General features: G+C 65.2%; 11 protein-coding genes. 2 read left to right on the plus strand and 9 right to left on the minus strand.

Annotated features, from left to right (window positions below; translation table 11 throughout):
- Positions 1-31 precede the first annotated feature (31 nt).
- Both EPD81_RS03650 and EPD81_RS03655 read left to right on the plus strand, forming a co-directional pair.
- Entirely contained in the window at positions 32-538 is a 507-nt protein-coding gene (locus tag EPD81_RS03650) for a thermostable hemolysin (RefSeq protein WP_142804028.1), read from the plus strand.
- Positions 539-576: 38 nt separating this feature from the next.
- The gene (locus EPD81_RS03655) at positions 577-2316 is read left to right on the plus strand and encodes a sensor domain-containing diguanylate cyclase (RefSeq protein ID WP_142804029.1); all 1740 of its coding nucleotides are present in this window, start codon (positions 577-579) and stop codon (positions 2314-2316) included.
- 3 nt (positions 2317-2319) lie between these two features.
- On the opposite strand, the gene EPD81_RS03660 is transcribed toward EPD81_RS03655, so the two are convergent.
- The 9 genes from EPD81_RS03660 to EPD81_RS03700 form a co-directional block, all read right to left on the minus strand.
- Complete coding sequence (locus EPD81_RS03660; protein WP_221929198.1) at positions 2320-4317, minus strand: primosomal protein N'; 1998 nt, start codon at positions 4315-4317, stop codon at positions 2320-2322.
- Positions 4314-5384, minus strand: coding sequence for a uroporphyrinogen decarboxylase (gene hemE, locus EPD81_RS03665; RefSeq protein ID WP_142804031.1), 1071 nt, complete (start codon positions 5382-5384; stop codon positions 4314-4316). Before hemE ends, EPD81_RS03660 begins: the two co-directional genes overlap by 4 nt.
- A 253-nt stretch (positions 5385-5637) precedes the next feature.
- A complete protein-coding gene (locus tag EPD81_RS10895) occupies positions 5638-6882 on the minus strand; it encodes a sigma-54-dependent Fis family transcriptional regulator (protein ID WP_185955340.1) in 1245 nt (414 codons plus the stop codon).
- On the minus strand, positions 6875-9013 hold the full coding sequence (locus EPD81_RS03675; protein WP_142804033.1) for an ATP-binding protein: 2139 nt from the start codon (positions 9011-9013) through the stop codon (positions 6875-6877). Before EPD81_RS03675 ends, EPD81_RS10895 begins: the two co-directional genes overlap by 8 nt.
- Positions 9010-9552: a DUF4390 domain-containing protein gene (locus EPD81_RS03680; protein WP_185955341.1), complete on the minus strand. Its 543-nt coding sequence runs from the start codon at positions 9550-9552 to the stop codon at positions 9010-9012. The genes EPD81_RS03675 and EPD81_RS03680 overlap by 4 nt, the downstream gene beginning before the upstream one ends.
- A gap of 28 nt (positions 9553-9580) precedes the next feature.
- Positions 9581-10975, minus strand: coding sequence for a 16S rRNA (cytosine(967)-C(5))-methyltransferase RsmB (rsmB, locus tag EPD81_RS03685; RefSeq protein ID WP_142804035.1), 1395 nt, complete (start codon positions 10973-10975; stop codon positions 9581-9583).
- Entirely contained in the window at positions 10972-11844 is an 873-nt protein-coding gene (gene speE, locus EPD81_RS03690; RefSeq protein WP_142804036.1) for a polyamine aminopropyltransferase, read from the minus strand. Before speE ends, rsmB begins: the two co-directional genes overlap by 4 nt.
- Before the next feature lie 4 nt (positions 11845-11848).
- Complete coding sequence (gene speD, locus EPD81_RS03695; protein ID WP_142804037.1) at positions 11849-12235, minus strand: adenosylmethionine decarboxylase; 387 nt, start codon at positions 12233-12235, stop codon at positions 11849-11851.
- An 89-nt stretch (positions 12236-12324) separates the two neighbouring features.
- A complete protein-coding gene (locus EPD81_RS03700; protein ID WP_221929199.1) occupies positions 12325-13137 on the minus strand; it encodes a TSUP family transporter in 813 nt (270 codons plus the stop codon).
- Positions 13138-13149 lie beyond the last annotated feature (12 nt).

Here is a 13149-nt window from a genome sequence, read left to right on the forward strand (position 1 = left end):
TCTCCCATCGCGACGAAACGAGGAGATCCCGATGGCGACGATCAGCTGTGCCGCCCGACCGAAAAAGAACGCCTCCGGCAGACTCACGGAAGCGGCCTGGGTGGCCGAAAACGAAGCATCGAGCGAGGAGATCGCCCGATTCGTACAGGACATCTACCTGGCCCGGTACGGGGCGCACATCGCGCAGCCGCGCGGGCCCTTCCTCGCCCTGCGCGATGCCACCGGCCAGGTGCGGGCGGCGCTCGCGCTGCGCCGGGGCGAGACGCCGTTCTTCCTCGAGCACTATCTCGACGCCCCGGTACAGACCCTCCTTCCCGGAGGCGTGCGCGAGGGCATCGTCGAAGTCGGCAGCCCCAGCGGCGGCGCCGGACTGGGACTCGCCATCGTGCAGCGCATCGTGGCCTTCCATGGTGGCCGCGTCGGCGCCGAGGAAGGGGCGGACGGTCGCGGCACGACGATGCGAGTGGTCTTGCCGCGCCTGGATATGCCTCCCCCTGAGTCCCTCCCTGCCATGAGCGTATTTTCGCAGGGATACTGAGGTAAGCTTACGGAAAAAACCTTCCGTGAGAGAACGCCATGTCGACCGAGGCCAATTTTCCTACGCCTCCCATCCACGTGGAGGGTCGCTTGGATGTGCTGCACAAAATCAGCCAGCACCTGCCCGGAGTCATCTACGTTTTTCGCCGTACACCGCAGGGGCACATGTCCTTTCCCTATGCGAGCGAGGGGATGAAACGCCTGTGTGGCGTGGATCCAGAACTCCTGCGTGAAGACGCCTCGGCCTTTTTCGCCACGGTCCATCCCGACGATCGCGCGGCGATGATGGCCTCTTCCGACCGGTCGATGGCCACGCTCGAACCCTGGCGCCTTCTCTATCGGCACGTACTGCCCGACGGGCGCATCGTCTGGGCCGAGGGCGAAGCGAGTACCGAGCGCCAACCCGACGGGTCGGTGCTGTGGTACGGCTTCATCGCCAACGTCACCGAACGCATCCTCACGCAGGAGCGCCTCGCGCGCAGCGAGCGGCTCTTTCGCTCCATGGTCGAGCACCTGGAAGAGCTCATGTTCCTGGTGGCGGTAGAGCCCGACGGCGCATTTCGCTATCTCGCCGGCAACCGTGCTCTGTACGAGATCCTGCGCGTCTCCCCCGAAGTCTGGGAAGGCGCGCGCCCTCGAGAACTCTTCGCCCCGGAGCAGGCGGCGCACTTCGAGGCGATGTACCGGCGCTGCCTCCAGGAAGGCAAGACGCTGCGCTACGAAGAACGCCTGGAGATCCCCAACGTCGGCTGCCGTCAATTCCAGACCACCCTCACGCCCATAGACGGCGAGGCGGACCGCATCGACCTCATCGTCGGCGTATCTGTCGACGTTACCGAACGCAACCGGCTGCTGCGCGCAGCCGAGGAACAATGGCAGCTCGCCGAGCAACGCGCCCGCACCATCGAGGTGCTGCTCGAATCGGCCGGCGAAGGCATCTTCGCCGTCGATCCCCAAGAAAACGTCGTGCTGTGGAACCCGGCCGCCGAACGCATCCTCGGCTATACGGCCGATGAGATGCGTGGCCGATGCGCCTATGAGGTGCTGCATTCCCGCTATCCCGACGGCACGGTCATGCCCCGCGAGGCCTGCCTCATCCACCAGGCCGTTCGCGAACGACGCTCCTTTCCCCCCGGAGAAGACTACTTCCTGCACCGCGACGGGCACGCCGTGCCGATACGGCTGACCGTCTCGCCTCTGCCCGATGGCGGCGCGGTGGTGATCTTCACCGACATCACCACCCTCAAGCAGATGGAAGCCGAGCTGCGCCGCCAGGCCGGCACCGATTCCTTGACGGGCCTGGCGAACCGGCGCGCCTTCTTCACTGCCGGGGAACGCCTGCTCGCCGAACGCGATCCCGCATGGCCGATCGCGGTGCTCATGTTCGACCTCGATCACTTCAAGCAGGTGAATGATCGCTATGGTCACGCCGCCGGCGACCAGGTCCTACGCTCCGTTGCCGCGATCCTGAGCGAGACGCTACGCGAGCAGGATCTCGCCGGACGTCTCGGCGGCGAAGAATTCGCCGTCGTCCTCCCCCATACCACCGTGGCCGGGGCACGGCAGCTCGCCGAGCGCTTGCGCCAGAGCGCGGCCGAGCGCGTGCGTATCCCCGGCAGCGGCGGCGAGACGGTGACGATCAGCGTGGGCGTGGCCGCCGTCGCTCCCGGAGAGACGACGCTCGATGCGGCGCTTTCTCGAGCAGATGCCGCGCTCTACGCAGCGAAAGAGGGGGGAAGAAATCGGGTCGTGGTCGCGCCCGAAGCCCGTCGCGAGTGAGCCTCAAGTCTCCAGCGGATCCACCTCCAGGCGCCAGCGCAACGAACGGGGATGCGGCAACTCACGCAATGCCCCGGCCCAACGCTCGAGGAAAGCGTGCAGCGCAGGACGGTGATCCCCCTCGACGAGCAGCTGGGCCCGTTCGCGACGCGCGAGGCGCACGAGACGCATCGGGACCGGATCGAACACCCGGATCGGCCAGGCTTCGCTTGCCGCAAGGCTACGGGCGGCGCTTCGCGCTTCCTCGAGGAACGCGAGCGCCGGTTCCAATGTTTCGTCGTCGGCGCGCAGCAATGCCTGAAAAGCAAAAGGCGGCAGACGCAGCGCCCGACGCTCGGCGAGCGTCCTCGCCGCAAACGCCGCATAGTCGTGCGCCGCGAGTTCGCGAAAGAGCGGATGCTGTGAAAATTCGGTCTGTATCAACACCCGACCCGGCGCGCCCGCCCGGCCGGCCCGGCCGGCCACCTGCATCAACTGCTGGAACATCCGTTCCGTGGCTCGCACTTCGGCGGCATAGAGCCCGGCATCGGCCCCGATCACGCCGACGAGCGTGAGCGACGGAAAATCGTGCCCCTTGGCCATCATCTGCGTGCCCACGAGCAGGTCGTATTGCCCCGCGCGCACCTCCTCGAGCAAGGTTTCCCATTGGACCAGGGTCTTCACCGCGTCGCGGTCGATGCGAGCGATCCGGGCCTGGGGAAACAACGCCTGCAGCCGCTCCTCCAGCCGCTGCGTGCCGCGGCCGATGGGCCGCAAGTCGAGCGCGCCGCACTCGGGACAGGCTCGCGGCGGGGCCTCGCGATGACCGCAGTGGTGGCAATGCATCCGGCCATCGTCGCGGTGGAAGACGAGATTGACCGAACAATTGGGGCAGCGGCTCACCCAGCCGCAATGGCCGCAGCGTACCACCGGCGCATAGCCGCGGCGATTGAGGAAAACGAGGGCCTGCTCGCCGCGCCCGAGCGTCTCTTCGATCGCCCGCGCAAGGGGCTCGCTCACCCCCTCCTCGGCGCTCGTCTGCGTCGTATCGATGAGCTCTATCGTCGGCAGCGGTTGGCCGCTCGCCCGGGCGGACAAAGCCACACGCCGGTAGCGGCCCGCCTCGCAGGCCGCCCAGCTCTCGAGCGAGGGCGTGGCCGAGCCGAGCACGATCGGCACGTTCCACCGGCGCGCGCGCCAGACCGCCAGATCGCGCGCCGAATACGGCACCCCTTCGAACTGTTTGTAGGAGGGATCGTGCTCCTCGTCCACCACCACCAGCCCCAGCCGCACGAAAGGCGCGAACACCGCGAGCCGCGTGCCGAGCACGATATCGACCTCGCCGCGCAGCGCCGCCACGAAGGCCGCCGAACGCTCGCCGGCGGGCGCATCCGAATGCAGGCACACGATGCGCGCCGAAGAGAAACGGGCGCGTACCCGCTCGGTGAGCTGCGGCGTGAGGCCGATCTCGGGCACCAGGAGTAGCGCCTGCCGCCCTCGGGCGAGACAGTCGGCGATCAGGCGCAGGTAGACTTCCGTTTTGCCGCTGCCGGTGATCCCGTGCAACAGCGTCACCGAGAACCCTTCCCGCGGCACCGCCTCGAGCGCCGCTCTTTGCCCTGGCGTGAGCTCGGGCAGCAGCCCGACCGTCATCGCGCTCCCACCCGTGTCCGGTTTCGCCGTACGGGGTTCGCGCTTGCGCCGGCGCAGGGCAGGAGGCAGCATCGCCGCCACGACCTCCCCGAGCGGTGCAAGATAATAATGGGCGGTGAATTCGAGCAATTCGCGATCGGCCGAGACAAGCGGCGGCAACCCCTCCCAGACCGCCTCCACCGCTTTGATCCGCTCGTCAGGAACGGACGGATCCGCTTCGAGCGACCACACGATGCCCAGCTTCGCGCCGCGGCCGAAGGGCACGCGCACGATCTGCCCCGGCACGACCGATTCGGAAACCCGGTAGTCGAACAACCCCTCGCCGGGAAACGGCAGCAGCACCTGGACCCGGCGCATCCCCTCGCTCATGCCTTGTGGTGATATTTCACGCTCTCGGTCTGGACGGCGTGGACCAGCGCCGCCACGTGCTCCGGCGGCGTGTGCTGCGAGATGCCGTGCCCCAGGTTGAAGACGTGCCCCGAGCCATGCCCGAAGGCTTCGAGCACCTTGCAGGCTTCGCGTACCACCACGTCGGGCGGCGCGAAGAGGATCGCCGGATCGAGATTGCCCTGCAGCGCCACTTTGTCCCCGACCAGAGCCCGAGCCCGGCCGATGTCCATCGTCCAATCCAGCCCCACGGCATCGGCGCCGATGCTGGCCAAATCTTCCAGCCACACGCCGCCCCCCTTGGTGAAGACGATGGAGGGAACGATGCGGCCTTCCGCCTCACGGCGCAAGCCCGCGACGATGCGCGCCAGATACGGCAGGGAAAACGTCTTGAAGGCTTCCTCGGCGAGCACCCCGCCCCAGGAATCGAAGAGCATCACCGCCTGCGCTCCCGCCTCGATCTGGGCGTTGAGGTAATCGGTCACCGCCTGCGTCGTCACCTCGAGGATGCGGTGCATCAGATCGGGGCGGGAGTAGAGCAACGTCTTGACCGTACGGTAATCCTCGCTCGCTCCCCCTTCGACCATGTAGCACGCGAGCGTCCAGGGGCTGCCGGAGAAACCGATCAGGGGCACCGAGCCGTCGAGGGCATGCCGGATATGCCGCACCGCCTCGAGCACGTAGGCGAGTTCCACCGTGGGATCCGGGGCAGCAAGATTGCGGATCTCCCATTCGCTGCGCAGCGGCCGCTCGAACTTCGGCCCTTCGCCTTCGACGAAATACAGCCCCAGCCCCATCGCATCGGGCACCGTCAGGATGTCGGAAAAGAGGATCGCCGCATCGAGCCCGAAGCGCGCAAGCGGCTGGAGCGTCACTTCGGTGGCCAAGGCAGGATCCTTGCACAAGGCGAGGAAACTGCCGGCCCGTCGGCGCGTCTCGCGGTATTCGGGTAAATAGCGCCCGGCCTGCCGCATCAACCAGATCGGCGTGCGATCTACGGGCTGGCGCAGCAGCGCCCGCAGGAGACGGTCGTTTTTCAGAGAAGGCATGGGGTAGCGGCTCCGTGGCGCACAGGACAGCCCGCATTATACGAAAAGCGGACACCGTCCCCGGCGGGCACTCTGGAAAATACCTGGGCACCTCGAATAACCTGCTGCGCGGCTTCATGGCGGCGTTGCGCGGTGCTCGGATGCTCGCCTATCTGGGTGATATGTCTCGCATCCTGCGCTCCGGGCGCCTTGCCCTGCAGCCGCTCGCGACGGTTCTTCGAGCCGCCCGCCCGTCACTGCGAGCGACGGTTTCTCACTCGACTTCCTGCCCTCGTTTGATCGTGAGTCCAAGCTGCTTGATTTTGCGGTATAGGTGCGTGCGCTCCAAACCGGCGAGCTCGGCCACCCGGCTCATGGGCAAGGCCTCTCGTTCGAGGAGCCGCTCGAAGTACATCCGTTCGAAGGCCTCGCGCGCCTCACGCAAGGGTAAAGTAAGCAAGCGATCCAGCGTCGGTTGGTCAGGAAGCCCGAAAATCCGCTCGATCGCCTCCTGCGACACGACGCCCCCCTCATCGGCATCGAGCAGGGCCTCGGCCAACCCCAGCAAGTCCATCTCTTGGGGCAGCATCCCTTTTGGCATGCGTGTCATGCTACCGGGAGGCAATCGGGGTACGGTATCGCTCCCGCGCCGTTTGGCAACTTCCGACAGAGCCAAGGGCATCAGGGTGTCGAGGACGCGCAATGCCTCCTCCCGCCTCGGCACTGGGACACAGCACCGCGCAAAGACCCTACTCAGGAGCTCGGGCCACCCTTCCTTGGCCAATGCCTCGGCCGGCGTGTGACCAAAGACGACCACCTTGGCCTGATATTCGTCGCGTCGCTCGAGCGCGAAACAGAGATTTTTCTGTTGTAGTCGCGTGAGATCCTGGGCTCGCAGGACGAACCAATGCCCCCCTCGAGCGCGCTGAAGTTTCTCGCGTGACAGTGGTTGGGTCTCGCTACCGAGATCGAGCCAAGGACCTTCGCGTAACTTGAGCGCCAGCGCCAACGCTTCGATGAGGAATGAATCGGCCACTTGCAGATAAAGCACCCGCTCGCGCTGCAAAGATTCCCTCGCTTTTTCGAGCACGGAGGTCAACAGCGGATGTTCGCCCAGTCGCCCGATCACCACCTCGTTGGGAATTTTTGCCTGACGAGAGCGTGCCACCGCCTCCTTGATCGCCGGCAGCAGTTTCTGCATCGAGATCGGCTTCTCGAGAAAATCGATCGCTCCGATCCGAGTTGCCTCGACCGCCGTGTCGATCGTGGCGTGACCCGACATCATGATCACCGGCGGCGCTGGCGGCTGCCGTCCCATCCACTGTCGCAGGAGCGTGATGCCGTCGACGTCGGGCATCCAGATGTCGAGCAGGATCACATCGGGCCGTTCCGTCTCCAGGCGCTCGTTCGCTTGCAGCCCGTTCTCGGCCGTCTCGACGGCATAACCCTCGTCTTCGAGGATCTCACGCAGCAACTCGCGGATACCGACTTCATCGTCGACGATGAGCACTCTAGCCATCGCGACCTCCTTCACGTACGTCGTCGCCGAGCGGGAATTCGATCTCCACCATCGCCCCGCCTTCCGCCCGGTTGACCAGACGGACCCTCGCGCCATGATCATCGAGGATCTTCTTGATCACCGCCAGACCCAGCCCCGTCCCCTTGGGCTTGGTCGTGAAATAGGGCTCGAACGCGTGGCGTAGGAGTTCCGAAGGGAATCCGGGGCCATTGTCGAGCACCCGGAGGGTGAGGGTATCCGCCTTGCGCTCAAGTTCGATGCGGATCAGGCCGTCCTGGCGTCCCTCCAACGCATCCTGCGCATTCTGGATGAGATTATGCAACACTTGACGCAATTGGGAAGCATCGGCCCGCAGCGCCGGCAAAGCCTCCTGCGGCAAGTCGAGCTCCAGGCGCGCCGGTGAGGATTCGTACAGGACGAGGACGCTGCGCAACAAGGATTCCACGTCGAGCCAGTCCTTTTTCGGCGCGGGAAGACGAGCATAATCGCGGAAGGCGTTGACCAGGTTTTTCATCGCCTCCACCTGATCGATGATCGTTTGCGTGGCGCGCTCGAGCATCTGCCGCGCCTCGGGATCGAGACGATCGGCGAGCTTGTAGCGCAAGCGCTCGGCCGAGAGCTGGATCGGGGTGAGCGGATTCTTGATCTCGTGCGCGAGGCGCCGCGCCACCTCGCCCCAAGCGGCGGTGCGCTGCGCCTGCACGAGGTCGGTGACGTCGTCGAACACGACCAGGCGGCCGCTGCCGTGGCGGGTCGGCAGAGAGGCCACGTGCAGCAGCAAGATCTGCGTATGCCCGTCGGCGCAGCGACGGCGCCATTCGATGGGGCCTGCCGGCTCACGACCGATGAGCTCGGCGATCAAGGTGGCAAACTCCGGCTCGATCGTCCAGCAGGAGGGCGCAATCCCCGTGCACCCCTGCAGATCGACTTCGAGGATACGAGAAGCCGCGGCATTGGCGATGGTCAACTTCCCTTCCACATCGAACGCCAGCACGCCCGTGCTGAGGTTGGCGAGGATCGTCTCCAGGTAAGCGCGCGCCGCCTCGATCTGGGCGCGCGATTCTTCCGCTGCCTGCCGAGCCTGTGCGAGTTGCTGCGTCATCGCATCGAACGAGCGCGTCAGCACTCCCAGCTCGTCGCGCGCCGCGATCGGGGCAAGCGGCCGGTAGTCGCCCGATGCCACCGCCCTCGTTCCTTCCGCCAACACCATCAGCGGCGCGATGAACTTACGCGACAGATACATTGCCAGTGCGAGTGCCGCAAGCAGTGACAGCAGCACCGTGATCGTGAGCGTGAGCGCATAAATGCGCTGTAGCCCCTCCTTTCCGACCACGATCTGCTGATAGTCTTGGTACGCAGTTTGTACGGCATCGATCTGTTCGCTGATGTTCCACGGCACCCGCTGCACCATCTGAACGAAAGCGGCCTCGAACGTCGCACCCGGCGTGCGCGCCTCCAGCGCCGCGACCACCCGGATCACGGGAACACCGTCCGGGGGAGTATCCACACGGTGGAAAATCCCCGTACTCCTCGCCACTTGAAGTTCGACCGAAGACGGCAACACCGAGCTCAGCCATCGATCGTCGGGGCTCACCGTCACCAAGGGCGTTCCCTTGGCGTTGAGTACCGTGATCGAGGCGAGCCCCAGATTCTCGCGCAACGGCGTCAGCGTGGCGACGTCGAAACTCCCCTCTTGCGCAATGTGGGTGCGCAAGGTTTCCGCATCGCGCCGAGCCTTCAAGACCAGATTGTCGAGGGTATTGCGCGCCAGCGCCACGCCGCTCTCCAACGCCCTCTCGACCCGGACGTCGAACCAAGTCTCGATCGAGCGCACGACGAAGAACATCGACACCAGATACAAGATCACCGCCGGAATGAGCGCCATGGCGGTAAACATCAGCGTCAAGCGTACGCGCAGGCGTGTACCGAACTTTTTGCGCCGGTACTGACGATAGAGATGCCAGGCGTGACGGCCAAGTAGCACACCGAGACCGGTCACCACCGCCGCATTCAGGGTCAGAAAGTAAGGAAAGGCACTGCCGAAAACGTCGGTATTGCTGCTCGCGGTAGCGAGCAGAAAGATCGAAATCGCCACCACCGCGAGAATCACGACCATCAGGCCGCGATTCATCGTTCTCTCCACGGATACCAGCGATAAGGCTCGACCACCCAAACGTAATCATCGTTCCCCAGGGCCGTTGCCCGAACCGTCTGCGGCGATCGGGTCAAATCGACGGCCAGTTTCAGTTCCGCACGCACGTCGGTTAGCGGGTTGAAGATGTCGCCAGCCACGGGCCAGGCGCGGATCTTCCGCAATGCCTGCATCAGCGATTCTCGATCGTAAAACGCGTGCGTCGATTCGCCCACGGAAAGAAGCCAATCCTGGGTAACGGGCCGATACCGTATCGTGATGCGCCAAAATTTGCCATAGACCAGCTGATCGCTCCAATACCAACGCTCACGATAGAGCATCAGCTCGAGCCGCAGCGGCATCTCGATGCCCCGTTGTAGCAGATCCTCCCACATTGGAGGAAAACGCTCCATGTTCAGGTCGGCATCGAGGAACCAAGCGCCGGATTCGTTGCGCCATAGTCGGGCGTGTGCGATTTTGGCCGTCACTTCCCGAGCGCTCGCCCCAAGGCCGAACCCGCCCAATACCATCGCCCCCATGGCGATCAGGGTTCGGCGGCGAGATGAATCAATGGTTTTTGCGTAACAGCGCGTAGAAGAACCCATCGTGCGTCTCGTCCGGGAAAAGAGTGATCGTCTCGCGATTCCCCTCGAGAGGAACGGCCCGTGCATCGCGATGACGTTTCAAAAACGCCCGCACTCGCTCTTCGTTTTCCTCGGCGAAAAGAGAACAAGTGGCGTACAACAGCCGCCCGCCCGGCGCGAGCAAAGGCCATAAGCCTTCGAGGATCTCGCCCTGTTGGCGGGCGAAACCGGCAACGTCCTCTGCGCGGCGCAACCACTTGATGTCTGGGTGACGTCGCGCCACGCCGCTGCCGGAACACGGCACATCGGCGAGGATAGCATCGAACGGCTTACCATCCCACCAGCGCTTTGGATGACGCGCGTCGCCACGAACGATCTGCACCGGTACGTCCACCCGCGCCAGAGCACGGCGCAGCGCCGCGAGCCGCGACTCCTCGACATCGACGGCCGTGAGTTCGATATCGGCCAACTCCAGCAGATGCCCGCTCTTGCCGCCCGGCGCGGCGCAGGCATCGAGCACCCGTTCGCCGTCGACCGGAGCGAGCAGACGCGCCGCGAACTGGGCCCCCACGTCCTGGGGCGAGACCCAACCCTCGGCAATGCCGGGAACTTTCGCCACCGGCATCGGCCACTCCAGCAACAGCGCCATCGGACCGACCTGACGCACGGCGATGCCGGCCTCGGCAAACCGCGCGAGCGCCTCGTCTTCGTCGATGCGGCGGCGGTTGAGCCGTAAACCCATCGGTGGATGGGTGTTGCCGGCATGCAGCACATCTTCCCACTCGAGCGGATGCTGCGCGCGCACCTTGTCGATCCACCAACGGGGATGGCGGAAATGCGCCACCGCCACGTCCTGCTCCTCCGGCCCAACCGCGGGCACGGCGGCACTCGCGCGCGCCGCCTCGGCGAGCGCCTCGGGGTGCAGCACCTCGCGCTCGCGCAGGAACGTGCGCAACAAGGCATTGGCGAACCCTGCCAGACGTTCTTGCCGCGCACGCACACAGCTCACGCTCTGATGAGTGAGCGCATGCGCATCGCGCGGACCGTCGCGCAGCGCCGACAGCGCCACCAGCAAAGGGGCGAGAACCGGCTCGGGTACGCCACGAGGAGCGAGCCGCGCCAAAACCCAGCGCCCCCAACCGTAGTCACGCAGAGCGCTCCAGGCCAGATCACGCACCCGCCCCCAGGCGCCGGGCTCGGTCACGGGATGCGCCGCACGCAGGGCGTGATAATGCTCCAGCGCATTGTGTCCCGCGAGGACCCTGTCGACGACCTGGGCTGCGAGCTCGATCGCACCGCTCAAGGTGCGGGGATCGACCTCGGGCGATGTTCCACGTGAAACATTGCGTCCGGCCGCAGCCGGCGAGCGTTCCTTCACGGCTGCATGATCTCGCGCAAATAGCGTGGCATGACCAAACGCGCCCGATAGGTTTCGCCGTCGAGATAGCGCAGGTCGCGCAATCCCCGCTCGGCGATGCGCGCGTCCACCGTCGCCGCGTCGAGCGATGCCGGATCGAGCGTGTCGGAAGCACAGGCGAGCGTCCAGTTCGCCCCGTAGAGCGGGATGTAGTGCAGATGGGGACGAACATGGGCGAAGACCGCGCGCAGGCGCCGCAGCAGCTCGCGCACCCGCTCGGGCTGATGATCCGGCGCCCCCACGTGCAGCGACAGCGCCCCACCCTCGGCGAGCAGCGCCTTGCACGCCCGGAAAAACTCCTCTTGATAGAGCGCCGCCGCCGGCCCCACCGGATCGGTGAGATCCAGCACCACGAGGTCGAATTTCCTTCCCTCGGCCGGAGCCACGCGGCGCACGTATTCCAGGCCGTCTTGCACGCGCAGCTCCAGACGCGGATCGTCGAGCGCGCCGCGATGCACCGCGTGAAAATAGGTGTGTGCGAGCTCGACTACTTTCTCGTCGAGCTCGACGAGCACCACCTGCTGCATCGTGCGGTATTTGAAGAGCTCCTCGGCCGAACCGCCATCGCCGCCCCCGATGACGAGCGCCGAACGCGGCCCCGCATGCGCGAGCCCCGGCACATGGACGAGATTCTCGTGATAGATGCACTCGTCGGCCTCGCTCGTCATCGCGCAGCCATCGAGGCGGAACATACGCCCGAAAAGCGGCGAGACCCATACCTCGTATTCCTGGTAGCGGCTGCGACCGCGTTCCAGGCACTCGGTCACGTCGAAATAATAGCCGCTCCAATCACTCAAGGCCTCCCACAGCCGCGTCGTCCGCTCGCTCATCGCCTCACTCCCGCGGCGCGATCTTACCGCGCACCACCGAATGGCTCACCACCTCCATCGGATTGAGCGTTTCGATCACACGGCGAAACACCTGCCTGGCGAGCTCGGAGTTGTCCTTGGAGAAATTACACACGTACACGTCCAGCGTGACGTTGCCCGTTTCGGGCCAGGTATGGATGGCCAGGTGAGATTCGGCCAACACCACCGTGCCGGTGACGCCGGCATTCTCGCCGTTGTCGTGTCGGAACTGATAGAAATAAGCGCCCAACGGCGTCAGTCCTGCCTCACGGCACTCCTGCACGCACAAGGTCTCCAACCGTTCCCGGTCGGTGAGCAGAGCGACATCGCAGCGGCAATCATAGAGATCCGCAATCAGATGAAGACCGTTCATCTCCACTTCTCCCGGCCAGCCATGGAAAACCGAAGATTATACAACGAACTGCCCGAAGGCGTTCATTCCCCTCTGCGGTGTGCCCGCAATCAGAATAAATATGGGGACAATTGTTCCCAACTCAAGCGCACGATCAGCACCGTCACTACGACGAGGAAGAGCTTGCGTACGAAGCCGGAACCATGGCGCAATGCCAAGCCGCTGCCGACACGCGAACCCAAGACGTTGCACAGCGCCAACCACCCTCCCAGGGCCCAGGCGATGTGTGCATGGCCCCAGAAATAGGCGATGGCCGCAACGTTCGTCGCCACGTTGCCGACCTTGGCCAAGGCCGACGCATGGAGAAAATCCAGGCGCAACAGACGCACGAAGGCGAAGATGAAGAAGCTGCCCGTCCCGGGGCCGAAGAAACCATCGTAGAACCCGATCACCAAGCCGATGCCCGTCGCCCGGCCCAGATCGGCCCGTTCCCAAGCCGTAGTGCGAGACTGCAGACCAAAGTCCTTTTTGGCAAAGGTATAGACCGCCACCAGGCTCAGCAGCACCAGCACCATGGGCCGCGCCCATTCACGCGGGAAATGCGTCACCGCGCTCGCCCCGAACCAGCTACCCAGCCCAGCCGCCGTCGCCACCGTCGCCAACAACGCGCCAGGCAGGGCGATGCGTCGCAGATATTGACGTGCCGCCGCCGCCGTGCCCACCACGGAAGCGACCTTGTTCGTGCCGAAGAGATCCGCGAGCGGCGACTGCGGAAAAGCGAGCAACAAAGCGGGGACCTGGATGAGCCCCCCGCCCCCCACCGCGGCATCGATGAGCCCCGCGAGAAAGGCCGCCCCACCCAGGACGAGCCATATCCAGCTCAAATCTTCGAGCCCCACTCCTTCTCCTTTCGAATGTTCCACGTGGAACATTCC

This window comes from Tepidiphilus sp. J10 (assembly GCF_006980785.1).
Classification (GTDB): Bacteria; Pseudomonadota; Gammaproteobacteria; order Burkholderiales; family Rhodocyclaceae; genus Tepidiphilus; species Tepidiphilus olei.

Excerpts from the sequence above, each read along its gene's own strand:
- EPD81_RS03650 (WP_142804028.1), top strand. The coding sequence starts at position 32 with ATGGCGACGATCAGCTGTGCCGCCCGACCGAAAAAGAACGCCTCCGGC.
- EPD81_RS03655 (WP_142804029.1), top strand. The coding sequence starts at position 577 with ATGTCGACCGAGGCCAATTTTCCTACGCCTCCCATCCACGTGGAGGGT.
- EPD81_RS03660 (WP_221929198.1), bottom strand. The coding sequence starts at position 4,317 with ATGAGCGAGGGGATGCGCCGGGTCCAGGTGCTGCTGCCGTTTCCCGGC.
- hemE (WP_142804031.1), bottom strand. The coding sequence starts at position 5,384 with ATGCCTTCTCTGAAAAACGACCGTCTCCTGCGGGCGCTGCTGCGCCAG.
- EPD81_RS10895 (WP_185955340.1), bottom strand. The coding sequence starts at position 6,882 with ATGGCTAGAGTGCTCATCGTCGACGATGAAGTCGGTATCCGCGAGTTG.
- EPD81_RS03675 (WP_142804033.1), bottom strand. The coding sequence starts at position 9,013 with ATGAATCGCGGCCTGATGGTCGTGATTCTCGCGGTGGTGGCGATTTCG.
- EPD81_RS03680 (WP_185955341.1), bottom strand. The coding sequence starts at position 9,552 with ATGGGGGCGATGGTATTGGGCGGGTTCGGCCTTGGGGCGAGCGCTCGG.
- speE (WP_142804036.1), bottom strand. The coding sequence starts at position 11,844 with ATGAGCGAGCGGACGACGCGGCTGTGGGAGGCCTTGAGTGATTGGAGC.
- speD (WP_142804037.1), bottom strand. The coding sequence starts at position 12,235 with ATGAACGGTCTTCATCTGATTGCGGATCTCTATGATTGCCGCTGCGAT.